The organism is Bacteroides sp. AM07-18, assembly GCF_003602695.1.
Taxonomy (GTDB): Bacteria; Bacteroidota; Bacteroidia; order Bacteroidales; family Bacteroidaceae; genus Bacteroides; species Bacteroides uniformis.
The window spans coordinates 19,035-45,546 of record NZ_QTLM01000022.1; the positions used below are offsets into that span (position 1 = coordinate 19,035).

21 protein-coding genes and 3 tRNA genes are annotated in these 26,512 nt (G+C 49.1%); 12 read left to right on the forward strand and 12 right to left on the reverse strand.

Annotation, left to right across the window (positions count from 1 at the left end; all coding sequences use genetic code 11):
* Positions 1 to 45: 45 nt before the first annotated feature.
* The 3 genes from DW096_RS18125 to DW096_RS18135 all read right to left on the reverse strand — a co-directional run bounded on the left by DW096_RS18125 (position 46) and on the right by DW096_RS18135 (position 3,099).
* Positions 46 to 972 (reverse strand): site-specific integrase, encoded by a 927-nt coding sequence (locus DW096_RS18125; protein WP_008663082.1) that lies wholly within the window; start codon positions 970 to 972, stop codon positions 46 to 48.
* Between the two features lie 144 nt (positions 973 to 1,116).
* On the reverse strand, positions 1,117 to 1,701 hold the full coding sequence (locus tag DW096_RS18130; protein WP_005828036.1) for a Crp/Fnr family transcriptional regulator: 585 nt from the start codon (positions 1,699 to 1,701) through the stop codon (positions 1,117 to 1,119).
* Between the two features lie 54 nt (positions 1,702 to 1,755).
* Entirely contained in the window at positions 1,756 to 3,099 is a 1,344-nt protein-coding gene (locus tag DW096_RS18135; protein WP_118930915.1) for an MATE family efflux transporter, read from the reverse strand.
* A gap of 228 nt (positions 3,100 to 3,327) precedes the next feature.
* Between DW096_RS18135 and DW096_RS18140 the strand changes: the two genes are divergently transcribed.
* From DW096_RS18140 to DW096_RS18180, 9 genes are all read left to right on the forward strand, one after another.
* Positions 3,328 to 3,417 (forward strand) — tRNA-Ser (locus DW096_RS18140).
* A gap of 3 nt (positions 3,418 to 3,420) precedes the next feature.
* Positions 3,421 to 3,493 (forward strand) — tRNA-Lys (locus DW096_RS18145).
* Positions 3,494 to 3,508: 15 nt separating this feature from the next.
* A tRNA-Glu gene (locus DW096_RS18150) sits at positions 3,509 to 3,580 on the forward strand.
* Between the two features lie 99 nt (positions 3,581 to 3,679).
* The gene (locus DW096_RS18155; RefSeq protein ID WP_005828038.1) at positions 3,680 to 4,093 is read left to right on the forward strand and encodes a hypothetical protein; all 414 of its coding nucleotides are present in this window, start codon (positions 3,680 to 3,682) and stop codon (positions 4,091 to 4,093) included.
* A gap of 95 nt (positions 4,094 to 4,188) precedes the next feature.
* Positions 4,189 to 4,836, forward strand: a complete 648-nt coding sequence (locus DW096_RS18160) for a DedA family protein (protein ID WP_016273484.1) — start codon at positions 4,189 to 4,191, stop codon at positions 4,834 to 4,836.
* Positions 4,837 to 4,864: 28 nt separating this feature from the next.
* On the forward strand, positions 4,865 to 5,512 hold the full coding sequence (locus DW096_RS18165; RefSeq protein WP_118930914.1) for a DUF47 domain-containing protein: 648 nt from the start codon (positions 4,865 to 4,867) through the stop codon (positions 5,510 to 5,512).
* 12 nt (positions 5,513 to 5,524) lie between these two features.
* Positions 5,525 to 6,538 (forward strand): inorganic phosphate transporter, encoded by a 1,014-nt coding sequence (locus DW096_RS18170; RefSeq protein WP_005828041.1) that lies wholly within the window; start codon positions 5,525 to 5,527, stop codon positions 6,536 to 6,538.
* Between the two features lie 92 nt (positions 6,539 to 6,630).
* Positions 6,631 to 8,301, forward strand: coding sequence for a putative transporter (locus DW096_RS18175; RefSeq protein WP_005828042.1), 1,671 nt, complete (start codon positions 6,631 to 6,633; stop codon positions 8,299 to 8,301).
* A gap of 54 nt (positions 8,302 to 8,355) precedes the next feature.
* Positions 8,356 to 10,344: a fructose-1,6-bisphosphatase gene (locus DW096_RS18180; protein WP_120028835.1), complete on the forward strand. Its 1,989-nt coding sequence runs from the start codon at positions 8,356 to 8,358 to the stop codon at positions 10,342 to 10,344.
* Between the two features lies 1 nt (position 10,345).
* Here the strand turns inward: DW096_RS18180 and DW096_RS18185 are convergent, their stop codons facing one another.
* The 7 genes from DW096_RS18185 to DW096_RS18215 form a co-directional block, all read right to left on the reverse strand.
* Entirely contained in the window at positions 10,346 to 11,632 is a 1,287-nt protein-coding gene (locus DW096_RS18185; RefSeq protein ID WP_118930913.1) for an LA_2272 family surface repeat-containing protein, read from the reverse strand.
* Between the two features lie 8 nt (positions 11,633 to 11,640).
* A complete protein-coding gene (locus DW096_RS18190; RefSeq protein WP_118930912.1) occupies positions 11,641 to 13,188 on the reverse strand; it encodes a sulfatase in 1,548 nt (515 codons plus the stop codon).
* 55 nt (positions 13,189 to 13,243) lie between these two features.
* Positions 13,244 to 14,902 carry a long-chain fatty acid--CoA ligase gene (locus tag DW096_RS18195; protein WP_118930911.1) on the reverse strand — a complete coding sequence of 553 codons (1,659 nt, stop codon included), beginning with the start codon at positions 14,900 to 14,902 and terminating at the stop codon, positions 13,244 to 13,246.
* 100 nt (positions 14,903 to 15,002) lie between these two features.
* Positions 15,003 to 17,417: a TonB-dependent receptor gene (locus DW096_RS18200; protein ID WP_118930910.1), complete on the reverse strand. Its 2,415-nt coding sequence runs from the start codon at positions 17,415 to 17,417 to the stop codon at positions 15,003 to 15,005.
* Positions 17,418 to 17,437: 20 nt separating this feature from the next.
* On the reverse strand, positions 17,438 to 18,514 hold the full coding sequence (locus tag DW096_RS18205) for a GDP-L-fucose synthase (RefSeq protein WP_120028836.1): 1,077 nt from the start codon (positions 18,512 to 18,514) through the stop codon (positions 17,438 to 17,440).
* Between the two features lie 26 nt (positions 18,515 to 18,540).
* Positions 18,541 to 19,617, reverse strand: coding sequence for a GDP-mannose 4,6-dehydratase (gene gmd / locus DW096_RS18210; protein ID WP_005836261.1), 1,077 nt, complete (start codon positions 19,615 to 19,617; stop codon positions 18,541 to 18,543).
* 74 nt (positions 19,618 to 19,691) lie between these two features.
* On the reverse strand, positions 19,692 to 20,852 hold the full coding sequence (locus tag DW096_RS18215; RefSeq protein ID WP_005837656.1) for a dicarboxylate/amino acid:cation symporter: 1,161 nt from the start codon (positions 20,850 to 20,852) through the stop codon (positions 19,692 to 19,694).
* A 128-nt stretch (positions 20,853 to 20,980) separates the two neighbouring features.
* Between DW096_RS18215 and gnd the strand changes: the two genes are divergently transcribed.
* The 3 genes from gnd to pgl are packed head-to-tail and all read left to right on the forward strand — an operon-like array spanning position 20,981 to position 24,682.
* A complete protein-coding gene (gene gnd, locus DW096_RS18220; protein ID WP_117962891.1) occupies positions 20,981 to 22,456 on the forward strand; it encodes a decarboxylating NADP(+)-dependent phosphogluconate dehydrogenase in 1,476 nt (491 codons plus the stop codon).
* A gap of 16 nt (positions 22,457 to 22,472) precedes the next feature.
* Entirely contained in the window at positions 22,473 to 23,969 is a 1,497-nt protein-coding gene (gene zwf / locus DW096_RS18225; RefSeq protein ID WP_117962889.1) for a glucose-6-phosphate dehydrogenase, read from the forward strand.
* A complete protein-coding gene (pgl, locus tag DW096_RS18230) occupies positions 23,966 to 24,682 on the forward strand; it encodes a 6-phosphogluconolactonase (RefSeq protein ID WP_005836269.1) in 717 nt (238 codons plus the stop codon). Before zwf ends, pgl begins: the two co-directional genes overlap by 4 nt.
* Here the strand turns inward: pgl and DW096_RS18235 are convergent.
* Both DW096_RS18235 and pdxH read right to left on the reverse strand, forming a co-directional pair.
* Positions 24,675 to 25,718: a DUF2776 family protein gene (locus tag DW096_RS18235; protein ID WP_117962794.1), complete on the reverse strand. Its 1,044-nt coding sequence runs from the start codon at positions 25,716 to 25,718 to the stop codon at positions 24,675 to 24,677. The genes pgl and DW096_RS18235 overlap by 8 nt on opposite strands.
* Before the next feature lie 99 nt (positions 25,719 to 25,817).
* The gene (gene pdxH, locus DW096_RS18240) at positions 25,818 to 26,462 is read right to left on the reverse strand and encodes a pyridoxamine 5'-phosphate oxidase (protein WP_117962796.1); all 645 of its coding nucleotides are present in this window, start codon (positions 26,460 to 26,462) and stop codon (positions 25,818 to 25,820) included.
* Positions 26,463 to 26,512: the final 50 nt, after the last annotated feature.

Here is a 26,512-nt window from a genome sequence, read left to right on the forward strand (position 1 = left end):
AAAGTACTCCTATACAAATAGGAATACTTTTACAAATTCTAGTTTTTAGGGTTTTTTCTTTTTGTTTGGATGGATTGTTGCAATCACTTTTTTATTTGCTTTACTCATCGCATTGTTGTCAAAAGAAGCAAGGTAAACGTGAGTTACCTTTTCAGAAGTATGTCCTAAGCTTTCACTAATCACAGAAATGGCCACTCCTTCGTCTTTGGCAGTGGTGGCCCAGCTATGGCGGGCTACATAAGATGTTAATGGAATGCTTAACCGTAACATCTTCGAAAGTGTGTGTAAATGTTGGTTGTAGAGCCGTAAAGCACTTTTGTATTGTCTGTAACCATCTTCCCCGGTTAGTGATAATATCGGTAGCAAATAGGGGGAAGAGGCGGCTTCGTTTTTATACCTATTTATAATCTGTGCGGCATACGACTCTATATGTACGGACAATTGCTGACGGGTCTTATGGCGGTAATAATAAATGGTATTGTGCTTGACATCCGTTTTGCGGAGATGTACAAGGTCTACGAACGGAATGCCTCGTAAGTAAAAACTTAACAGAAACATGTCGCGGCTGAAACGCAAGGCGGGTTTCTTCTCCAAATCAAGATTTACCAAGCGCCGGATTAGTAAAGGAGAGATGGCCCGTTTGGCGGTAGGCTCATAGCCAGTGAATACATAGGCGAACAAATCGTCTATACTGTGTGTGAATGGAATGCCTTGTTCGGCAGCTTGGTGAGAGATGGAACGGAGCATACGCATATAGGTGGATATGGTATTATGGCGCCGCCCTTCGCCGAGCAGCCGGTCTTCGTATTGCTTGATGAGGCTGGGGGTGAGATCTGCAAAAGTGATGGAACGGTGGCCGATGAAGCGGAAAAAGCTGTTCACTGTACTGGTATATATACCGGATGTACTGTATCGTCCGGCTTGTTTTGTCCGCTGTATCAGGGAAGCGGAAAAATTATGTATAGTATTCATAATCTGAATTTTAATATTTTAAATACATATAAAACAACCTTGAGCATGAAATGATTGTATGGCAATCAATGCACGCTTAGGGGAGAAATGGTAAAATTTCTATATAAATTCAGATATGTATTCTCCGGGCAGACAGGAGGAGGGTTACAGTATGCCCGAACGTACCCGACTCAGTGTTTCGGGGGTCATCAGCAGATAGGACGCAATGTGCGACAAAGGAGCCCGCTTGATGACTTCGGGCTGATGTTCCATGAGCTGGTTATAGCGCTCGCGTGCAGTCTCAAACCGCCAGGAGTCAGCCTTTATCTGTGAAACAATCAGGGAATATTCCAGAATCTTCCGATAGAACATGTTTATTTCCCATGAGATTTCGGTAAGTGTCAGCAGCTTGTTGTATGGCAGCAGGTATACGACACTCGGTTCGAGTGCCTCAATCATGAGGTGGGTGGGTTCCTGCTTCAAGGTACTTTCTATGCAGATGATGATGCAGCCTTCATAGGAAAAGTGTTCGGTGACGTCTTTACCGTTTTTATAATAGAATTGGCGCAACATGCCTTTTCCTACAAATACGATATTATGGCTTATCTGCCCTTCATTGAGTAATAATGCGCCCTTTTCTACTTCCTTGCGAATGAGGATTTCCTCTATCAACCTTCTTCCCTCGGGAGCCATGCCTGGATAGCGGGAGTTGATAGCGGCATCTACGGTTTCTTTCAATAGTGCATCCATAAAGCCATAATTTGTTTGTTCGAGGGGCAAAGATAAGGTTTTTACGAGAAAAAATCAGCTCCGTATGAAACTTTTGTTTACCCATTTCATGCCATACCAGCGGCGGACGAAAATGAAGCCGCGGATATTCTCGTCCAACAGGAAGGCTACCCACATGCCGCAGATACCCCAGCCGAAGGGGAAGCCGAAAAGGTATCCCACACCTACAGCTACACTCCACTGCACCACCAACCCTACGTAGAAGGGGTAGTTGACATCTCCTGCCGCACGAAGGGCGTTGGTGGCGAAGATGTTGATGGGGCGGCCTATTTCGAGGAGTACATCTATGATAAGGATGGTGGCACCCATACGTATGATGTCGGGGTTGGACGTGAGCCAGCCAAAGATGGCATGCCCCGAAAGGGCGAGGATGCAGGACAGCATGACGGTAATCATGACGGATTTCTTCATGACGTATTTTCCCATAAGGAAGGCTGCGTGAGGTTTCTTCTCGCCTATCAGATGCCCGATACAGATGGCGCCGCCTTGTGCCATGGAGATGCTGAACAGATAAGCGAACATGATGATGTTGACACAATAGGTACGGGTGGCGAGCGCTTCCACTCCCAACATGTTGATGAAGTAAGTGATGACGACCTGCGACGAGCTGTACGACAATTGTTCGCCGGCGGAGGGTAGGCCTACCTTCATCAGATTCTTTAGTTCTATCCATGGGAAAGGGCGGAAGTATGCCACTGGGAAACGGTGGATGTGCTTGCGGAACAGTATGACGAACAGTATAATCATGGAGACACCCCGGCTGAAGGCTGTGGAGATGGCAGCGCCTTCCACACCCAGTTCCGGAAAGCCGAAACGGCCGAAGATGAGGGAGTAGTTGCCGATGATATTGAGGATATTGACCACAACGGTGACCATCATCGGGTAGATGGCTTTGTTGGCACTGCGCAGGGAGGCGGAGAGAGTGAGGGATAATGCCTGGAAGAAGGCAAAAGCGCCTACGATACGCATATAGTCCATGCCGTCCTGCATCAATTCGGCGGTGAGCCCCATCAGTTGGAGGATGGGACGGGCACAGAAAAACAGTACCAGGCTGACCGTGACACCGACCACCAGGTTGATGAGGATGGATACGCCGACCACTTGCACCACTTTTTTATGCAGTTTCGCACCGAGATACTGGGAACACAGAACGGACGTTCCGAGGTTGATGACTTCGAAAACGAGGAAAGTGAGCATGATAATCTGGTTGACTACCCCTACGGCGGCAACACTGTTGTCCGAGTGGCGGCTCAGCATGATGGTGTCCACCGCACCGAGCATCATGATGAGAAGTGTCTCTATAAAGATGGGGGCAGCCAGCTTGGCAAGCCGCTTTTTCAGGCTTTCTTGTTGTATCATTGTCCGTGTATGTGCACTATACTTTAAAAATCGCGCAAAGATAAGGAAAGGTTGAAAAGGACGGTTTGATATGTATCAAATTTTTTTTCTTGTTTTAGGGTTTGAGTGTTAACGTGTTATCTCAAATTGTATGAAAACGGTGAAAAAAATATGTAGGAAAGATTTGCACAGTCCAAAAGTTTGCCCTACATTTGCACCGCATTTGAAAAGAATGCTGGTTATAAAAAAGGAAGTTTGGGTGAGTGGCTGAAACCACCAGTTTGCTAAACTGACGTACGGGTAACCGTACCGGGGGTTCGAATCCCCCAGCTTCCGCCAGATGCACTCTTAGCTCAGTTGGTAGAGCAACTGACTCTTAATCAGTGGGTCCAGGGTTCGAATCCCTGAGGGTGTACAAGACAAATGCGAGGGTGGGTTCATCTAACGGTTAGGATACATGCCTCTCACGCATGGTATACGAGTTCGATTCTCGTACCCACTACAAAAACAAGAAAGCGGTTGACTGATGAAACGGTTAACCGCTTTTTGTTTTTCATTTTTCTGTTGTAATCCGAAAATAGTTTCTATATTTGCACCCGCTATGGCGAAATGTATATTCTATATCTTGTTAGGGTTGTTCCTCATATCGAAGTTCACTTCCGTTTCTGATGATATGGAGGGATGTAAGACACTCCCTACTGCGGATGTGCATTATTTCTCCGGAGCCCAGCACAGCTTGTCGGGGGCAGATGGCAGACAATGCCAGGAAAAAGGGGAGGACGCGAATTATAATTGCCTGGCAGATGCCGGTTGCATAGGAAATACCTTCTCATTACGGCATGCCTCTTGCTCGAAATTGTTGAGGCTTAATCCGGACTTCATTGCCGCCAAGGTTGCGAGAACCCTGAAAACTCTGCTCCCGGAAGAAAAGACAACTTCTTTCCCCTTTACTTTCCATCCCCATAAGATTTCATATAGATATTATGTATATACGCTGAGGCGTATTCTTATTTAGTACTTTCCCCTCCTCTCTTTCGGGAGCCGGAGAGATTGCCCGTCTCCCCATGCCGAGTTTTTCTCTATTTTTTAAGTACTGATAATCAATATATAATGGATTTTCTATTAGATTTTATTCTCCATATCGATCAGTATATGATTGATATAGTGCAGGAATATCATATGTGGGCGTATGCCATATTGTTTCTGATTATTTTCTGCGAAACGGGGCTGGTGGTCACACCTTTCCTGCCGGGCGATTCCCTGCTTTTTGTGGCGGGAGCTATTGCTGCACTGCCCGACATGCCTCTCGAGGTCAATGTGCTGGCTTTGATATTGTTTGTTGCCGCGGTATTGGGAGACTCTTGCAACTACATGATAGGGCATTTCTTCGGGCGAAGGCTCTTCAATAATCCCGATTCCAGAATATTCAAGCAAAGCCATCTCGACAAGACCCATGAGTTCTATAAGAAATATGGAGGCAAGACAATTATCATAGCCCGTTTTGTGCCTATCGTCCGTACGTTTGCGCCATTCGTGGCGGGGATGGGTAAGATGCATTACTATTACTTCATGCTGTACAACCTGATTGGAGGCGCCTGCTGGATTGCCATTTTCTGTTATGCGGGTTATTTCTTCGGCGACCTTCCGTTTGTACAAGAGAACCTCAAACTGCTGATTGTGGCCATTATTGTGGTTTCCATACTGCCGGCCGTGGTAGAAGTGCTGCGTGCAAGACTGAAACAACGAAAACAAAAATAAATTAATATACTTAGTACATTTATCCATTATGAAGAATTCTTTTTTTAGCCGGTTCACACCGAAAGAACCGAAATTCTTTCCTTTGCTGAAGCAATTGTCTGAGATTTTATTGTCCTCGTCGGCTCTGTTGATAGAAATATTGGGCCATGACTCGCCTGAGAAGAGGGCGGAAGATTATAAACGAATCAAAGATTTGGAGCGCGAGGGCGATAAACTGACCAATCTGATTCTGGATGAACTGGGCACTACTTTCATTACTCCTTTTGACCGGGAGGATATCCACGATCTGGCTTCGGGCATGGATGATGTGATTGATGGAATAAACAGCTGTGCCAAGCGTATCACTATCTATAATCCTTATCCTATTTCGGACAAGGGGAAAGAGCTGGGACATATGGTTCAACAAGAAGCGGCCCTCATCGGCCAGGCCATGGATGAGCTGGAGGCATTCCGCAAGAGTCCGGATAAGCTGCGCGCATATTGCAACCAGATGCATGACATAGAAAACCGGGCGGATGATGTTTATGAATTTTTCATCACCAGGCTTTTTGAAGAAGAGAAGGACTGCATTGAACTCATCAAAATCAAGGAGATTATGTATGAGCTGGAGAAAACGACGGACGCAGCCGAACACGTGGGCAAGATTTTGAGGAGCCTGATTGTGAAATACGCATAAACGGACGGACGCATGGAACTATTAGTGATTATCATTGTACTGGCTCTGATATTCGATTATATCAACGGTTTTCATGATGCGGCCAATTCTATTGCCACCATTGTGTCTACCAAAGTGCTTACACCGTTTCAGGCGGTGATATGGGCGGCTTTCTTCAATTTTGTGGCCTTTTTCATCGCCAAGTGTGTCATCGGCGGTTTCGGCATTGCCAACACCGTATCGAAAACGGTGATGGAGCCTTACATTACTTTGCCTATCATTCTGGCCGGCGTGATTGCGGCCATTGCCTGGAATCTGTTCACTTGGTGGAAGGGAATCCCTTCCTCTTCTTCGCACACGCTTATCGGAGGTTTTGCCGGAGCTGCCATCATGGCACACGGTTTTGAGGCTATCCAGTTGAGTATCATTCTGAAGATTGCGGCATTCATTTTTCTGGCTCCCTTGATTGGTATGGTGGTGGCATTCGGTTTTACGTTGTTGGTCTTGTACATTTGCCGCAGGGCGCATCCCCATACGGCCGAGGTGTGGTTCAAGAAACTGCAGCTGGTGTCTTCGGCTTTGTTCAGCATCGGGCATGGTCTGAACGATTCACAGAAGGTAATGGGTATCATTGCTGCGGCCATGATAGCCGGACATTCGGAAGGACTGGGGATGGGGATAAACAGTATTGATGACCTGCCGGACTGGGTGGCATTCTCTTGTTTTACGGCCATTTCACTCGGTACCATGTCCGGCGGGTGGAAGATTGTGAAGACCATGGGGACTAAGATTACGAAGGTGACGCCGCTGGAAGGGGTGATTGCGGAAACTGCCGGTGCGTTTACGCTCTATCTGACGGAGTATCTGAAGATTCCGGTAAGTACGACACACACCATTACGGGAGCCATTATCGGGGTAGGGGCCACGAAGCGGCTTTCAGCCGTGCGCTGGGGAGTTACGAAGAGTCTGATGACCGCCTGGGTGCTGACTATCCCCGTCAGTGCTTTGCTGGCAGCAGGGATTTATTGTATCGTGTCCCTTTTTTAGAAGTACTGCCGCATAAAAAATAGACGGGTTCGTTTTTTTTGCATTAGGTTTGCACTATCTTTGCAGCCTGAAACTGTAAAATAGAATGCACATTGGACTGGCTATATAGTTTATTCGTTGAACACTCCGCCTTGCAGGCGGTTGTGGTACTCTCACTGATTTCCGCTATCGGATTGGGATTGGGGAAGATACATGTTTGCGGCATTTCATTGGGAGTGACGTTTGTATTCTTTGCCGGCATCATTGCCGGGCATTTCGGGTTGTCCATAGACCCTCAGATGCTGAATTATGCGGAAAGCTTCGGGCTGGTGATATTTGTGTATGCTTTGGGTTTGCAGGTGGGGCCGGGCTTTTTCAGCTCTTTCCGTAAAGGAGGGGTACAACTGAATATGCTCGCCACGGGTGTAGTGCTCATCGGCACCCTGCTGACTGTACTGGGCAGCTATGGATTGGGAGTATCCCTGCCGGATATGGTGGGCATACTTTGCGGTGCCACGACAAACACACCGGCACTCGGTGCGGCACAGCAGACATTGAAACAGATGGGATTGGAGTCCAGTACCCCTGCTTTGGGGTGTGCGGTGGCATATCCTCTGGGGGTGGTAGGGGTCATTCTGGCCGTACTGTTCATCCGTAAGACGCTGGCACATAAGGAAGACCTGGAATTGAAAGAGAAGGATGACGTGAACAAGCCTTACATTGTTGCGTTCCAGGTGCACAATCCTGCCATCTTCAACAAGAGTATCAAGGAAATAGGTGGGCTGAACAGTTATCCGAAGTTCGTGATTTCCCGCTTGTGGCGGGATGGGAATGTGAGTATCCCTACCTCGGAAAAGATTATAAAGGAAGGTGACCGCCTGCTGGTGATTACCTCGGAGAAAAATACGCCGGCTCTGACCGTGCTTTTCGGCGAGCAGGAGCATACCGACTGGAACAAGGAAGATATAGACTGGAATGCCATAGACAGCCAGTTGATTTCGCAACGTATCGTGGTGACGCGCCCGGAACTGAACGGCAAGAAGCTGGGCTCTCTCCATCTGCGTAATCATTACGGCATCAATATCAGCCGGGTCTATCGTAGCGGCGTGCAGCTGCTGGCCACGGCGGAACTGACCTTGCAATTGGGTGACCGCCTGACCGTAGTGGGCGAAGCCGCTGCCATACAAAATGTGGAGAAGGTGCTGGGCAATGCTGTGAAAAGCCTGAAGGAACCGAACTTGGTGGCGGTATTTATCGGCATTGTCATCGGTCTGGCTTTGGGGGCAATTCCTATTTCCATTCCCGGCATCAGCGCTCCCGTGCGGCTCGGATTGGCAGGAGGTCCTATCATCGTAGGTATTCTTATCGGAACATTCGGCCCGAGAATGCACATGGTGACTTATACTACGCGCAGTGCGAACCTGATGCTCCGTGCATTGGGATTGTCTCTTTACCTGGCTTGCCTGGGACTGGATGCGGGTGCCCATTTCTTCGATACGGTATTCCGGCCGGAAGGGCTGTTATGGATTGCTACGGGTTTTGCGTTGACTGTGGTTCCGGTATTGATTATGGGTATCGTTACTTTCAAGTGGCTGAAGATAGATTTCGGAACAATGGCGGGTATGCTGTGCGGAAGCATGGCAAACCCCATGGCGCTGAACTACGCCAACGACACCATTCCGGGAGACAATCCGTCTGTAGCTTATGCTACGGTTTATCCGCTGTGCATGTTTCTACGGGTAATTATAGCCCAAGTGCTGCTCATGTTCTTCATTAATGGATAATGAAGAATGAGGGATATTATCAACTGTCAATTATCAACTATCAATTAAATAACTATGGGAAATATAACTCCGGAAAGTATTGTCAATGACTTGCGTTATTTGCAATTATTATCACGCAGTTTTCCTACCATTGCTGATGCCAGTACAGAAATCATCAATCTGGAGGCCATTCTGAATCTGCCGAAAGGTACAGAGCATTTTCTGACGGATATTCATGGCGAGTATGAGGCTTTTCAGCATGTGCTGAAGAATGCATCGGGGGCAGTGAAACGTAAGGTGAACGAAATATTCGGGCATACACTGCGCGAAAGTGAGAAGAAGGAAATCTGTACGTTAATTTATTATCCGGAAGAGAAGCTGCAACTTATCAAGGAGCAGGAAACGGACCTGGATGACTGGTATTTGATAACACTGAACCAGTTGGTAAAAGTATGCCAGAACGTTTCGTCCAAATATACCCGTTCGAAAGTACGCAAGGCACTTCCAGCAGAGTTCTCGTATATCATTCAAGAGCTGTTGCACGAATCGAGCATCGAACCTAACAAGCATGCCTATATCAATGTCATAATCAGTACCATTATCTCTACGAAGCGTGCGGATGATTTTATTGTGGCGATGTGCAACCTTATCCAGCGCTTGACCATCGACTCGCTGCATATCGTGGGCGATATATACGACCGCGGACCGGGTGCGCATATTATCATGGATACTCTCTGTGATTATCATAATTTCGACATCCAATGGGGTAACCACGATATTCTGTGGATGGGTGCCGCATCGGGTAATGATGCTTGTATAGCCAACGTAATCCGTATGTCGATGCGCTATGCCAATTTAGCAACGCTGGAGGATGGTTATGGCATCAATCTGTTGCCGCTTGCAACGTTTGCCATGGATACCTATGCGGATGACCCTTGCACCATCTTTGCGCCGAAAATGAACTTTGCCGATGCGGAATACAATGAGAAGACCTTGCGGCTGATTACACAGATGCACAAGGCGATTACGGTTATCCAGTTGAAACTGGAGGCGGAAATCATCAGCCGCCGTCCTGAGTTCGGTATGGAGAACCGGAAACTGCTGCATCTGGTGGATTTCGAGCGTGGTGTGTTTGTATACGAAGGCAAGGAATATCCGTTGCGCGATGTGAATTTCCCCACCGTAGACCCGGCGGACCCGTATCGTCTGTCGGACGAAGAGCGCGGACTGATGCACCGGATTCATTCTTCTTTCATGAACAGCGAGAAGATGAAGAAGCACATGCGCTGCTTGTTTACGTATGGCGGCATGTATCTGGTGTGCAACAGTAACCTGCTTTATCATGCTTCCGTGCCTCTGAATGCGGACGGCAGTTTTAAACATGTCCGCATCGGCCAAAAGGAATACTGGGGACGTAAGTTGCTGAAAAAGACCGACCAGCTGATACGTACCGCTTACTTTGACGAGGACGGTTCGGACGAGAAACAGTTTGCACTGGATTATGTCTGGTACATGTGGTGCGGACCGGATGCCCCTTCCTTCGATAAAGACAAGATGGCTACCTTTGAACGCTATTTTGTGGCCGACAAAACATTGCATAAGGAGACGAAAGGGCATTACTATGCTTTGCGCAACGAGGCTGAGGTGTGTGACCGCATTCTTGAAGAGTTCGGCGTGAAGCCGGGGCCACATTCGCATATCATCAACGGACATGTACCGGTAAAGACCATTAAAGGTGAGAAACCCATCAAAGCGGATGGTAAGCTGCTGGTGATTGACGGTGGTTTTTCAAAAGCCTATCAGCCGGAAACGGGAATTGCGGGATATACGCTGGTATATCATTCCCACGGCTTGCAGTTGGTGCAGCATGAGCCGTTCCAGAGCCGTCAGAAAGCCATTGAAGAAGGACAAGACATCAAGTCTACAACCCTGGTTGTCGAATTCAATTCGCAGCGTATGATGGTGAAGGATACGGATAAAGGAAGTGAACTCGTTACGCAGATTCAGGATTTGATGAAACTGCTGGTGGCGTATAGGACGGGGCTGATTAAGGAGAAACAATAATTTATAATTTCAGTATCGTCACCCCGCCCTCTACAATGATGCCTTTGTCATAGGTTTTCCCTTGGGTGTAGTAGCGGCTGCCGCCATAACCGCCGGTGAGGAATATGCCAAAGCGCTCGGTCAGGTGGTATTCCAGATTGACACGTGCCTGGAGGGCATAGAGACGTGCCGGAATGCCGTAGTCCTTGTTCTTGAAGGTTTCTATATGTTGGTATCCCAGATCTCCGCTGATGAACAGCTGTTTGTAGAGCGGTAATTCAAGACCGGCACGGTAGAAGAGGGCAGCGGAAAACTTATCGCCAAAATCCAGATAATGGGTACCGCCACCGAGGATGGTATAGAAGAGCCGGTTCTTGAAACGGGCACCTACATTCAGCTTGGTGGCATTACCACCGAAAAACATCAGTTGAACTTTTGTTTGGGGATTGGCATTGACTAATCCCAACTGGAAACCATCTAATTTTTCTTTGTAGTAGTTGAATAGACCTATTTGAAGCCCTTTGGCACGTATGGCCATATTGGCAGCGCCTATTTGTAATCCTCGGGCTGTACCACCCACCACATTGCCCAGGCCGGAAACCTGAACACCGGTCATATCTCCGGCGGTGATGTTGGTAAGGGCGGACATCTGCATGCCATTCAAGTCTTCACCGATTACACTTAGCAGGCCGGCCCCTGAAAATCCTTTGAAATTTCCACCGGAAATATTGGCGAGTCCGGCAAAGTGTATGCCGGAAGCACCTTCTCCGCTGATATTCAACAGGCCGCCTATGGAGGCGCCACGATTATAGTCCCCACTGATGTTTGCCAGACCGGAAATGATGACGCCTTGCGCATGGTTTCCGGTGATACCTACCAGTCCCGAAACGGATACTCCGATAAGGTTGTTGCCATTGATGTTGGTAATTCCTGCTATCTGCATGCCTCGCATGCTTCCCCCCACCATATTTGACAGACCTGCCATCTGTACACCGTTCACATCCCTGCCGGTTATACTGCCAAGAATATTCATGCCGAGGCCATTCAGACGGTTCATGGATGAGAACACACCCAGATTGAAGCAGGTGCTTCCTATGGTATCAGTCCGCTGTGTGGAGATGTTTTTCCATAAGGAGATATTGATACCTACCGGGCCATGGTCTGTTCGTGGAGAGCGTTGTTTCCGGAAAGATTTCTCGGAGGATTTCTGAATCGTATCCGGCTGTACGCTGCCCGGATTATGTTCTTGGGCAAGAGCTGTCCCTGCAAAAAGCAGGGACACAAGGAGGAGGGAAAGGTTTCGTTTCATACTTTTTTCTATATTTCGTCCGGCCAGGGAGCTGGTTGGCGGGTGGCACGCAACAGAGGGCGCTGCGCATCCACAGACCGGAGGTAATTACTTAATTTCCGTGACAACTCTTTGACAACTTCAGGCTTCTCTCGGGCCATATCATGTTTTTCACTGATGTCGGCGGGGATGTTGAAAAGTTCCCGTCTACCGTCACCGAAATAATACACCAGCTTCCACTCGCCCGAACGGATGGAGCAAGTGGCTCCGATGCCCGGGCCGGAAGGACCCCAGCTATTGGGATAATGCCAGTAGATATCACGGTCTTTCATTTTACCTTTTCCGGTGAGCAATGGCATGAAACTGATACCGTCGCGTTGCTGTACGGTTGTATAGTTGTCTACGCCTGCCATCTCAAGGATGGTGGGGAAGAAGTCCTCTATCATCAGGTAATGGTCGCATTGGGTTTGGGGCGCTACGATGCCCGGCCAGCGGACAATCATCGGTTCACGTATGCCTCCTTCGTAGGCGGAACCTTTACCACTATTGAGCGGATAGTTCTGGATATGCAATTGCCCGGCGCGGGTATGGGCCGCCAAACCGCCATTGTCGGACATGAAGATGAGGATAGTGTTTTCCGTCAGGTTGTTCTTGTCCAGATAGTCCATGATGTCTCCCAGACTTTTGTCCATACCCTCAATGAGAGTGGCATAGGCGGCTTCTACCGGAGGAAGGCCTTTGTCCAGGTACTTCTGGTAGAAACGCATGTCAGGTTGTATAGGGGTATGGATGGCATAGTGTGCCATGTACAGAAAGAATGGCTTGTCAGTCTGCTGTGCATCGTCCAGTGCCTTCATGGCCTCTATGGTAAGGGCTTCACTTAGGAAAGTGTCGGTTCCATGATATTTCTCCAGACCGGGTACGGCAGCCAGCGGGCTTTTACCGTCTGTTTTGTTGCCGAAATTCTCCTTGCCATAGTAGCTGGCAGGTGAACCAGCGGCATGTCCGGCTATGTTCACTTCAAACCCCATTTTCAACGGGTCGGCTCCGGGAGTGCCTTCAGCACCGAAGTGGGCTTTTCCGCAATGAATGGTGTGATAGCCATGGTCTTTGAGCACTTCGGCCAGGGAGGTGACTTGTGTGGTCCGTTCCACGCCAGGCTCTTGACAAATGCCGTTAACGTTCCATTCCGGATAAATCATGACCGAGTCGGGTTGTTCATGGGTCGTGTTCTTACGGAGGGTCCAACTGGTGACTCGGTGCCTGGCAGCATTCATTCCCGTAAAAAGGCTGACACGCGTAGGTGAACTGATGCTGCATGCATAGGCCTGCGTAAACATTTTGCCTTGTGCGGCCATCCGTTCCATGTTGGGAGTATGGTACGTATCGTTGTACTTGGTACGCTGTGTCCAAAAGGGGAGGGACGTGTCTTGCCATCCCATGTCATCCACTAGGAACAGAATGATGTTTGGCTGCTCTTTTGGAGCAGGTACGGCATCCCCAGGCGGCATGCCATACGCTTCTCCCGCCATTCCGCATATCGGAAGCATGGCGGATAATAATAATTCGTTTCTCATTTAGATAATAATTTAGAAAGGGTTAGATAGGTTGTAGTTTAATTGTTTTTTTACATTATCCTTTGGCCTCCTGATACAAGAAGCGCTTGATAGATTTCTTCGGCGTTTTTTCAAATTCTTCAGGATAGATTTTCATTTTGAATATCTGGCTGTATGCGGGCAGTTCTGCATTCAGTACCACACGGTTTTCCTCCATGACGCGTTCGATGTCGTCATTGTTCAGCCCATGGGCAAAGGCATCATCGAAGTCGGGGTAAACCAGACCTACTAGTTTCTCATTCTGCTGCACGATGATGCTTTCGGCTACATACGGCATATTGTTCAGTTTGTCTTCTATCTCTTCCGGGTAGATATTCTGACCGCTCGGACCAAGGAGCATGTTCTTGCTGCGTCCCTTGATGCTTACGTTGCCTTCGGCATCCATCAGGGCAAGGTCTCCGGTGTGCAGCCAGCCGTCTTTGTCGAGTACCTCTCCGGTGGCCTCGTCGTTCTTGTAGTAACCCAGCATGACATTGGGACCACGGCAGACAATCTCTCCCGGAATGTTTTCGGGATCGGATGATAGGATTTTCACCTCCATACGCGGTGCAGCCTTTCCGCATGAACCGGGTTTGAAGCGGGTCCAATCCTCGTAACAGATGATGGGGCCGCATTCCGTCATTCCATAGCCTACCGTATAGGGGAAATCTATCATCTTTAAGAACTGCTCCACTTCCTGGTTGAAGGCAGCTCCTCCTACAATGATTTCTGCAAAGTTTCCGCCAAAGGCTTGAATCATTTGTTCGCGTACGGTCGCCTTTATCTTGTCATTGATGATGGGTACTTTCAGCAACAGTTTCATGGCGGGAGTTTCCAGCTTGGGCAGTACGCTCTTCTTTATAATCTTTTCGATAATGAGCGGAACAGCCACAATCAGGTTAGGCTTCACTTCGGTGAAAGCCTGGAAAATGATTTTGGGGCTGGGCATGCGGGTGAGGAAGAATATGTGGCAACCTACGGCGAATTCATACAGAAACTCGAATGCAAGTCCGTACATATGCGCCATTGGCAGCATGGAGACAATCTTGTCACCGGCTTTCAGCGGCAATACTTCGAAAGCAAAAGTGGTGTTTGACCAAAGGCTGCGGTAGGGCAGCATCACTCCTTTGGAGTAACTGGTGGTGCCGGATGTATAATTGATGACAGCCAGTTCGTCGGGCTGGTCCTTGTGATAACTGACATGTTCCTTGCGGAAGTTCTTGGGGTATTTCTTACCGAACATTTCGTTGAGATGTTCGCGGGCATAGTCCAACTTTTCGCTGCGGGAGACAAGAATGTAGAAGTCTGCCATCATCATGATGCCCTCCAGCAGCGGCATGGCACTTTCGTTGAGGTTTTCCCAAACCTGGTCGCCTACGAAAAGCAGTTTGGCTTCGGAATGGTTCACGATGTTGTGTACATTATCTGCCTTGAACTCGTGAAGGATGGGAACGATTACCGCACCGTAGGTCAATGTTGCGAGGAACGTTACGCCCCAGTGGGAACTGTTGCGGCCACAGACGGCAATCTTATCACCTTTCTTGATGCCGCTTGCCTCAAAAATGATATGCAGCTTTTCTATTTTGCGGGCTACGTCCTTATATTGTAGGGTTGCTCCCTTGTAGTCGGTCAGAGCGTCTAAATCCCAATTTTCCTTTATACTATTCTCTATATAGGCGATAAAACTTTGTTCCATGATATTAATTGCACATTTGATTGAAAATTGTGCAAATATAAGGGTTTATATATAGAAAGCAAACTTTTATAGGGAAAATAGTTTTTATGGCGGCTATTTGCTAAAACTCGACAGTTATACCTAAAGTGGGCAGGATAGTGCCGCTTTCCTGCTTGAGGTATTTCATTTTATAGCGCTGTTCGGCAACAGGAGCAGACGGATTTTCGATGATGCCCGTACTCATTATCACATCCGGCTGCTTCAGTTTGTTGCCGGTGATATTCTGTATGTCCAGATAGATTCCTATCATGCAGTGATGGAAGTAGAAGGACTTGTCCACGCGCAAGTCTAACTGGGCAAAGTTGGGAAGCCGCCCGGTATTATAGTACGCATAGTCGTAGTAGGGCTGTCCTTTGGCATCCCATGCTTCTACGAGTGATGATTTGTCTTCATCATAGGGAGTGTAGGGGCTGCCGCCTATATAGCTTAGCTTGCCTCCTATGCTCCAGCGCCGGGGCAGGTTGTATGTACCGCTCATGTTGAGTATGAAACGGTTGTCCCAGGCAGATGGAATGAAGTCTCCATTTGAACGGTTGCGGTATTCGCTGCGGTATAAGGTGAAGGAGGATACGAGATTGAACTTGCCGGATGCCTGCCAGCGGAACATGGTTTCCAGTCCGTAGGCCCTGCCGCTGGCTGTAGGGACGAGTGCTTCGTTGCCGGTGACACCGTAATCGTTTCCTTTGCATGCCAACGGAATGTTGTCTTGGAGGGAAAGTGGCATACGGCTGTAACGCTTGAAGAAACCTTCTGCAGAAACCATGAACCGGTCTTGCAGGTGCCAGTCCAGACCGAGGCTACTTTCAAAGACCTGCATGTACTTCAGGTCTTTGTTGAGATATTGCCCTTCATTGTCTTTATATCCCAAAGCGGTGTAGGGAGGCAATTGGTGGTAGAGGCCGGTACTTCCGCTCAGGGTCCATTGTTCCGAGAGTTTGTAGGATGCAGAGAGGCGTGGGGAGAACTGTTTCCATAGCTGCCGCATCTTTCGGTTGTAAGTGTTGCCGTCCATACGGATACCGGCAGAAAGGGCCAGACGCTTGTCGGCGGTGGTATAGTCGGAAGAGAAGAAAGCCCCCCAGCCGAAGATGTTGAGTGAGGTTTCATAGATGGAAAGCGTACCCGAATGACTGCCGTATAATCTTTGCCGGCTGTGGTTTGTATAGATGGAGTTGTTCAGTTCTGCTCCTTCTTTTAGGGTCCATGCTCCCAAGCGCGTCTGGTTTTCAAAACGCAGGGTGGTCTTTTGCTCTGTGGAGCGTAGGCGCAGGGTCAGGTTGTCTTCGGAAGAGTCATCGTTGTTGCGGTATTTCAGATTGCGGTTGTTCAGGTAGTTATGGCTCAGTATAAGGGATTGCACGTGTCTTCCATTGTAGTGTCTGTAAGAGGCTCCGAGAGTGAATGTTTCCTGATGGATGGTGGGGAGATAGCTGAGCAGATATTCGGCATCTTCTCCTTTTTCATCGGTATTCAGTTTCATCTTGTCAATGCCTACGAGACCAAGCAGGGTCAGCTCGCTGTGCTCGTTGAAACGGGTTTTTGTTTTGAATTGTCCGTCAATGAAATTGGGCAGGAAGGGCAGTCCCAAAGCCTTGAACAAAAGTTGCAGGTAGGACTGGCGTGCAGAGAACAGATAAGTGGTGCGTTGTCCCAGGTGTCCTGCTCCGCTGAGCGAGACTTCCGATGCACCGATGGTGGCTTTGAACGCCTGCTTGTCCGGATTGCCGTCCTTGAGGCGGAAGTCGAGGACGGAACTCAGGGCTCCGGAGCGGTTGGCGGGGAAGGCGCCCGTATAAAATGTAATCTCGCGTATCAGGTCGGCATTGACAATGCTTACCGGTCCTCCGGATGCACCTTGAGTGGCAAAGTGGTTGATGTTGGGAATTTCGATGCCATCCATATAAAAGCGGTTTTCGGAAGGAGAACCGCCCCGAACAATCAAGTCGTTTCGATAGCCGATGGGAGAGAAAGAAACACCGGGATAGGAGCGTACGATGCGCGAGACATCCCGGTTGGCTCCGGGACTTTTCTCTATTTCCTGCAGGCCGATGATACGCATGCTGACCGGGCTTTCGATACTTCGCCGGAAGGGGGAAGGCATCACCACTACTGTGTTCAGCAGATTGGCATCCTCTTCCATCTCTATCTCGATGAACGGGGTTGAGGCTGAAACGATATATTCGGGGGTGGAAACAGTCTGGTATCCTATGCAGGATGCTTCAAGGCTATAAATGCCCGGAGGCACCTGCTCTATCTTGAATGTGCCGAGTGAATCGGTGGAAGCCCCTTTCCCGGGGATGCCGGCAACGAAAACGTTGGCGTAGGCCACGGGTTGTCTGGACTGTCTGTCGATGACTTTGCCGCGAACGGAATAGGTCACGGGAGCCATCATGGCATGTACGGTGGGGCTGATACCTGATAAAAGTATCAGCAATATAAACAATACAGCTCCCACCTTGTGCCGCATGACATTCATGGCTAATCAGACGTCACTAATTACTTTCCCAAGTACCATCGGTACATGCGTTGCACACCTTCCTCGATATCAATCTTATGACGCCATCCCAATGCATGTAACTTGCCGGGATCGGTCAGTTTGCGCATGGTTCCGTCGGGTTTGGAAGTGTCGAAGGTCAGCCGGCCTTGATAACCTACGGTATTGACAATCAGCTCTGCCAACTGGCGGATAGTGATTTCCTTGCCCGTACCGATATTGATGTGGCAGTTGCGGATGTCCTTGTCGCCCGGCTTGAAGGTATCTTTGAAGTCGACGTGTTCCATGACGAAGACGCTGGCATCTGCCATCTCCTCGCTCCAGAGGAATTCGCGCAAGGGGGTGCCGGTACCCCATAATCTCACTTCTTCTTCGCTGATGCCGTATTTCCGGAGGATATTCAGAATGTCCTCTTTGCTGCTGTCGCCGTTGATGCCTTCCACCGGACGCAGGTTCATGTCGTGGCATACGGCATCCCAGTCGCCTTGTTTCAGGCAGTGGGCAAGGTGTATCTTGCGTATCATGGCGGGGAGCACGTGACTGCGTTCCAGGTCGAAGTTGTCGTTGGGGCCGTAAAGGTTGGTGGGCATTACGGCAATGTAGTTCGTACCGTATTGAAGATTGAAGCTTTCGCACATTTTCAGTCCGGCTATTTTGGCGATGGCATAGGGCTCGTTCGTGTATTCCAGCGGAGAAGTGAGGAGTGCGTCTTCTTTCATCGGCTGTTCGGCATCACGGGGATAGATGCAGGTGCTGCCCAGAAAGAGAAGTTTTTTCACTCCGTGGCGGAAGCTTTCGCCGATGACGTTCTGCTGTATCTGCAAGTTCTTGTAGATGAAGTCGGCACGGTAGATACTGTTGGCCATGATGCCACCCACAAAGGCGGCGGCAAGGAATACATATTCGGGCTGTTCCTCGTCGAAGAAGCGGCGTACGGCAACTCCGTCGAGCAGATCGAGTTCTGTGTGGGTCTTGCCGATGAGATTGGTGTATCCTTTCTCCTCAAGATTTTTCCAGATGGCAGAACCTACCAGTCCCCGGTGGCCTGCTACATATATTTTGGCATTTTTGTCTAACATTGTTGTCTGAAAGTTTAATAGTTCATTCAAAGCTCTTTGCTTCTTAAATACAGTTTCTTCACAAATTTCATGTCGTGCTCTGCCATGATGCGTACCAACTCTTCAAAACTGGTCTGCCTCGGATTCCATCCCAGCAGTGTTTTTGCTTTGGTGGGGTCGCCCAGCAATTGTTCCACTTCGGCAGGCCGGAAATATTTGGGGTCGACTTCCACGAGGACTTTTCCGGTCTGTGTGTCGATACCCTTCTCATCCACTCCCTGGCCTTCCCAGCACAGAGTGATGCCTACCTCTCGGAATGCCAGTGTCGCAAATTCGCGTACGGTATGCATTTCTCCGGTGGCAATGACGAAGTCTTCGGGGGTGTCGTGCTGCAGGATGAGCCACATGCACTCGATGTAGTCTTTGGCATATCCCCAGTCGCGCCGGGCATCCAGATTGCCCAGATACAGCTTGTCCTGGAAGCCTTGGGCGATGCGGGCAGCCGCCAGTGTGATTTTTCTTGTCACGAAGGTTTCACCTCGGCGTTCGCTCTCGTGGTTGAAGAGTATGCCGTTTACAGCAAACATGCCATAGCTTTCGCGGTAGTTCTTTGTAATCCAAAAGCCATACTGTTTGGCTACGCCATAGGGGCTGCGGGGATAGAACGGGGTCGTTTCGCTTTGCGGCACTTCCTGCACTTTTCCGAAGAGCTCGGAAGTGGAGGCCTGGTAGATGCGTGTCTTCTTTTCCATACCGAGAATGCGTACGGCTTCGAGCATGCGCAGGGTGCCTACGGCATCGGTTTCGGCGGTATATTCGGGCACGTCGAAGGATACTTTGACATGGCTTTGGGCGGCAAGGTTATATATTTCGTCCGGCTGCACACTCTGGATGATACGGATGAGAGAGCTGGAGTCTGTCATGTCTCCATAGTGCAGGTTAATGGTACGTTTCTGTTTCATGTCGCGTACCCACTCATCGAAGTAGAGGTGTTCGATGCGGCCGGTGTTGAAAGAGGAAGAGCGACGCAGGATACCGTGCACTTCATATCCTTTCTGCAGGAGGAATTCGGCAAGGAACGAGCCGTCCTGCCCGGTAATGCCGGAGATAAGGGCTTTCTTCATAATGTATGCTTCTTGTTATTATGTCTTTTCGGACTGCAATATTCGTTATTTTCCACGAGATGGCAAAATATAAACTATTTCTTTCCCATCACTTTGTCGATAATCAGTGCGATTGCCCCGTCGCCCGTCACATTGCAGGCAGTACCGAAGCTGTCCATCGCTATGTATAGTGCAATCATCAGCGCTTGTGCCGACTCGTCGAAGCCCAGCATGGATTGCAGGATGCCCAGTGATGCCATGATGGCGCCTCCCGGTACCCCGGGAGCGGCTACCATAGTGATGCCCAGCATGAAGATAAATCCTGCAAATAGAGGGAAATCATGGGGCATGCCTTGCATTATCATCAGTGCCAGGGCGCATGCCACAATCTTCAATGTGCTGCCCGACAGATGGATGGTGGCGCAAAGTGGGATGACGAATCCGGCAATATCGGCAGAGACGCCGTTCTTCCGACTTTGCTCCAATGTTACAGGGATAGTGGCGGCACTGGATTGAGTGCCTAGAGCCGTGAAGTAGGCAGGCATCATTCGTCCCAGTAGTTTGAGAGGGTTCTTGCGGACAAACAGTGCCGCAATGCTGTATTGGAATACCAGGAGAAAGATGTGAAGCAGGAAGATTACACCGATAATCTTAATAAAGACCATCAGGATGCCGAATACTTGTCCACTGTGCGTCATGTTGAGGAAAATGCCGAAAATATAGATGGGAAGCAGCGGCAATATCACTGCACTGATCATGCGGATGACAATCTCTTGAAAATCGCGTGCCGCATTTTTCAGTACCTCACTTTTCAGATGAGCCAGGCCCAGCCCCAGTGTGAAGGCAAGTACGAGTGCGGTCATAACATTCATCAAGGGCGGGATACCCACGGAAAAATAGGGAAGAATGCCTTGAGACTCACTGACTTCTTCTAACGGCACCCCGGTTTCTATGAGGGAAGGAAATACCGCCATACCGGTGAAGTAGGAGAGAAAGCCGGAGAATAGGGTAGCTCCGTAAGCAATGAGTGCCGTGACGACCAGCATCCGTCCGGCTCCTTTGCCGATGTCGGCAATGGCAATCGTGACCAGTCCCACAATGATGAGGGGGATGGAGAAGTTCAGGAATTCACTGAAAATGGCATTGAATGTTACGAACAGCCGTACCAGCGAAGCCGGTAGGAAATTTCCGAAAAGTATACCTAAGATAATGGCAATGATGATGCGTGGCAATAGTCCGATGTGGAAGTTCTTCATGAGCATTGGTTTTCTGTCTGGTTGAAAAATAGGCTTTCGCTGACAAAAGTACTATTTTATTTTCGTAATTCATACGAACAAATGCTGTTAGCATTTTGTTTCCATATAAAGACAAAATTTACATGAATATGAAGAATTTAAATAAAACAGACATTGGACTTATCGGTCTGGCCGTGATGGGCGAGAATTTGGCTCTCAATATGGCAGATAAGGGATGGAACGTATCGGTGTATAATCGTACGGTTCCGGGAGTGGAAGAAGGGGTGGTGGAACGTTTTGTGAACGGCCGCGCCAAAGGGAAAAAAATTGAAGGCTATACAGACATAGCCGAATTTGTAACTTCCATTGCCACACCTCGCAAAATAATGATGATGGTTCGTGCCGGCAGTGCGGTGGATGAGCTGATGGAGCAGCTGTTTCCCCATTTGTCCGAAGGGGATATCCTGATTGACGGTGGTAATTCCAACTATGAGGACACCAACCGGCGTGTGGCATTGGCCGAAAAGAAAGGCTTCCGTTTTGTGGGAGCCGGAGTTTCCGGTGGAGAGGAAGGGGCGCTGAACGGCGCGTCTATCATGCCCGGAGGCTCTGAAAGTGCCTGGCCTGAGGTGAAGCCTATCCTGCAGAGTATTGCGGCAAAAGCATCTGACGGTACTCCGTGCTGCCAGTGGATTGGTCCTGCCGGTTCCGGTCATTTCGTCAAGATGATACATAACGGTATCGAATATGGAGATATGCAGCTTATTGCTGAAGCTTATTGGGTGATGAAGAATCTGCTTGGTCTGGACAATGGACAGATGGCGGAAATCTTTGCTGATTGGAATGAGGGCAAGTTGCGTAGCTATCTCATTGAAATTACCGCCAACATACTGCGTCATAAGGACAAATCAGGAGGTTACCTGATAGATAAGATATTGGATACCGCCGGACAGAAAGGTACGGGCAAGTGGTCCGTTATCAATGCGATGGAGCTGGGCATGCCGTTGGGGTTGATTGCTACGGCTGTGTTCGAACGTAGTTTGTCGGCACAGAAGGGCTTGCGAGAAACGGCTTCCAAGCAATTTGTATGCCGACGCTCGCAGGCGGTGTACAACAAGTCGGAGATGGTGAAGGATATCTATTCCGCACTCTATGCTTCCAAATTGGTGTCATATGCTCAGGGATTTGCCGTGTTGCAGCGTGCATCCGACGCTTTTGCCTGGAACCTCGATTTGGCATCCATCGCCCGCATGTGGCGGGGTGGCTGCATCATCCGTAGTATTTTCCTGAACGACATAGCTACGGCTTTCGAGGCTAAAGACAAGCCCAAACATCTGCTGTTGGCTCCTTATTTCAAAAATGAAATGCAGCTGTTGCTTTCCGGCTGGAAACATCTGGTGGCACAATCCATGAAAGAGGAACTTCCGGTGCCTGCATTCTCGTCCGCCTTGAATTATTTCTATTCGCTGGTGTCTGCCAAGTTGCCTGCCAATATGATTCAGGCGCAACGTGACTATTTTGGTGCGCACACCTTTGAAAGGACAGACGAGTTGCGTGGACAGTTTTTCCATGAAAATTGGACGGGACACGGAGGAGATACGAAATCGGGTACGTACAATGTGTGAGAAAGGGGAGAAGATGATGAAAAAATTAGTGATTGTTATATTCGGCGCTTCGGGTGACTTGACGAAGCGCAAACTGATGCCGGCGCTCTACACTTTATATAGTGGCGGGCGGTTGCCGGAAGGATTCTCCATTCTGGGGATAGGACGCACCGAGTATACGGATGCCCGTTACCAAGAATATATAATGAGTGAATTGAGTAAGTTCGTAGCTTCCAAAGAGCAGGTGGAAGATAAAATGAAGGATTTTTGCAGCCATCTGCATTACCAGACTTTGGACCCTGCCGAGGTTGAAGGCTATCATCTGCTGGACGGACGTTTACAAGAGTTTACCGGTGAGCAGAAACCGGACAACCTGCTGTTCTATCTGGCTACTCCACCTTCCTTGTACGGTGTCATTCCCTTGCACTTGAAGGCGGCCGGTCTGAACCGTCCTGATACGCGTATCATCGTTGAAAAGCCGTTCGGTTACGATTTGGAGTCAGCCAGAAAGCTGAATAGCATTTATGCTTCCGTTTTCAAGGAGCATCAGATTTACCGCATCGACCATTTTCTGGGTAAGGAAACGGCGCAGAACATTCTCGCCTTCCGTTTTGCCAACGGAATCTTCGAACCGCTATGGAACCGTAATTATATAGACTATGTGGAGATTACAGCCGTAGAGAATCTGGGTATCGAAGGACGTGGCGGATTCTATGAAGGTGCCGGAGCCCTGCGCGATATGGTACAAAACCACCTCATACAGCTTGTGGCGCTCACTGCATTGGAACCGCCTGCCGTTTTCAATGCCGATAATTTCCGCAACGAGGTGGTGAAGGTCTATGAGTCATTGGCTCCCTTGACAGAGGAGGATTTGGAGGAACACATTGTCCGCGGACAATATACGGCTTCGGGCTCGAAAGCCGGGTATAGGGAAGAGAAGAACGTGGCACCAGATTCGCGTACCGAAACGTATATTGCCATGAAAATCGGTATTAACAACTGGCGGTGGAAGGGGGTTCCTTTCTATATCCGTACCGGCAAACAAATGCCGACAAAAGTGACTGAGATTGTTGTGCATTTCCGTGAGACGCCCCATCAGATGTTCCGTTGCGAGGGTGGACATTGTCCCCGTGCGAATAAGCTGATTCTCCGCTTGCAACCCAATGAAGGCATTGTGCTGAAATTCGGCATGAAGACTCCCGGACCGGGATTTGACGTGAAGCAGGTGATGATGGACTTCAGTTATGACCAGTTGGGCGGGTTGCCTACCGGCGATGCTTATGCCCGTCTGATAGAGGACTGCATACAAGGTGATCCTACACTCTTTACCCGCAGCGACGCGGTAGAGGCTTCATGGCGCTTTTTCGATCCCGTGTTGCGCTATTGGAAAGAGCATCCGGATGCTCCTTTGTATGGGTATCCCGTAGGTACGTGGGGACCTTTGGAAAGTGAAGCGATGATGCGCGAACATGGTGCTGAGTGGACCAATCCGTGTAAGAATTTGACTAATACAGATGAATATTGCGAGTTATGAAAAGTTATGTTTACCATTCGGCTACAGCTACGGCACATGCGTTGATTGAACATTTGATTGCGATGATGGAGCGTGAGCCGGAAAAGACCTTTTATTTTGCATTCAGCGGGGGAAGTACTCCTTCGCTGATGTTTGACATTTGGGCTAACGAATACAAGGAGGTGACTCCTTGGATGCGGATGCGGATTTATTGGGTGGATGAGCGGTGTGTACCGGCAGAGGATTATGAGAGCAATTATGGTACCATGCGCCGTTTGCTGTTGGATGAAGTAGGCATGCCCGATGAATACGTTTACCCTATTTATGGAGTGAACCGCCCGGAGATTGAAGCAAAGAACTATTCGACGCTGGTTTGCCGCACGGTTCCGCTTTGGGGTGGCTTCCCGGCCTTCGATGTCGTTTTGCTCGGTGCTGGAGACGACGGGCATACCTCCTCTATCTTTCCGGGGCAGGAATATCTGCTTTCTTCCTTTCATCCTTATGAGGTGAGTGTCAATCCCTATAATGGGCAGAAACGCATAGCCATGACCGGCTGCCTTTTGTTTGCTGCGAAGAATCTTATTTTCTTTATTACCGGCAAGAATAAGGCGGATGTGGTCCGCGATATTCTTGATTCCGGGGATACCGGTCCGGCAGCTTATGTGGCCCACCATGCCGAGCGTGTGGAATTGTTTCTCGATGCTCAGGCCAATGGCGGGAAAATGTCTACTTAGATGTACCGCTCTCCAGAATGCTTACGATGGAGAATAATGTAAAGCAGATGCCTCCCAAACCAGCCAGTACGCGTGCAGGGACAAAATAGGCATTGTGCAGGCTTGCCATCTCAAACAGAAAGGCGGAGAGAAACAGACAAGCCAGGGCCGTGAAGACCGGAATCAGCGGGATGCGGTTGGCCAGCTTGAAAGTGTTCCGCCAGATGGCGGCAAGTAGTATGACTTTGCTGGAAATGCTGTAGCATACCAGTCCCAGGCCTATCATAATATATCCTGTGGAGGAGAGTGCCGGATTGCTGTTGGCCAAGACCTGAAGTCCCCAGAGAATGCTGATGCTGCCCATTATCAAAACAAGGGCCGGCCATTGTTTCCGTTCAGCCTTTGTATAGTTGTTGCGTATCTGGCGGACGATGGTTGCAACCAGCGCCACTAAGCTGGAACAGATACAAGCAAGTCCTGCCATGACATGGCCTGCTACATAATATGCATTGTGCTCGCTGCTTTTTGACAATAGCCAGAAGGCCCATATCCATGCCATTACTGCCATAAGGGTGGCAACTGCTATCAGGATATATCCCTGGGAGGAATTGAATGCATCGGCAGGTTGTAGCTGGTCGGTACGTTCCGAGTTGGCGGGAATGAGGGTGAAGCGGGTGGAGGCTGTGGCTGTGGTAGCTACACAAGCTGTGATGAAACCGACTCCGCAAATCACGTGTCCTGCCACGAAATTGCTTGCCGTGGCAGTTTCGTGCATATAATTCCAACCATAGATTACTGTGAGTACGGCTGCCAGGTAACCAATAACCGGAAGTGCGTATCTGGCTATCGGATTGTAGGTATGAATAATTTGTCTAATGATTGTTGCCGCTGTGGCGAACAAGGCAATGCAAATCATCCCTAAGGAAAATACTACCGGACCGGCCACAAATTTTGCCGAATCCAGTCCTTCGTGGAGCACAAAGGCTCCGTAGCCGAAACAGAAAAGGGCCATCAACAAGGGTATAGCCCTGAAAAGAATACTGATACCGTAATTCATAACTGTTGTTTTTAGAGTTTCCCCTTCAAACAGCGTTTCTGTGGCTTTGTTCCTCCTTTTAAGATTTATTTGTGATGAGAAGTGTTTCCCTGTCCGTATTTAGGGAGCCAGCCTCTCCTTTTTCCAGCTGCCATCCGCTTGTTGGGAATAGAGGAAACGGTCGTGTAGCCTGCTTTCCCGTCCTTGCCAGAATTCAAAACGGAAAGGGGTGACGGCAAAACCTCCCCAGTTGTCGGGACGTTTGATACTTTGCCCTACCCATGTTGCCGCTTCGCAGACGAACGCGCGCATTATTTCCATACGGCTGCCGATGACGTGACTTTGGGGTGAAATCCTCGCCCCGATTTTACTTTTGTAAGGCCTGCTTGCAAAATAGGCGTCAGAATCGGCAGGAGCGCATCTTTCAGCTTTTCCTTCAATGTGTATTTGCCTTTCCAGTTTGTGCCATACGAAAGATAAGGATATATACGGATTTGCAGTCAGTTGCCGGCCTTTCCTGCTTTCGTAGTTGGTGAAGAAGATGAACCGGCCATTTTCCACCCCTTTCAGCAACACTGTGCGTGTAGAGGGATGTCCGTCTGACGAGACTGTAGCTACCGTCATGGCGGTGGGCTCGTACTCATCACTATGGATAGCATCGTTCAGCCAATGGTCGAATTGCTCAAAGGGATTGTCGTTGAGGTTACCCGGTGTCAGCCTGCCTTTCTTATATTCTCTTCTGATGTCAAAGAGTTGTGATTTCATTATCGTGTGGCATTAGTGTCCCGTTAAAATGGGACGAGTTAAACAATTAA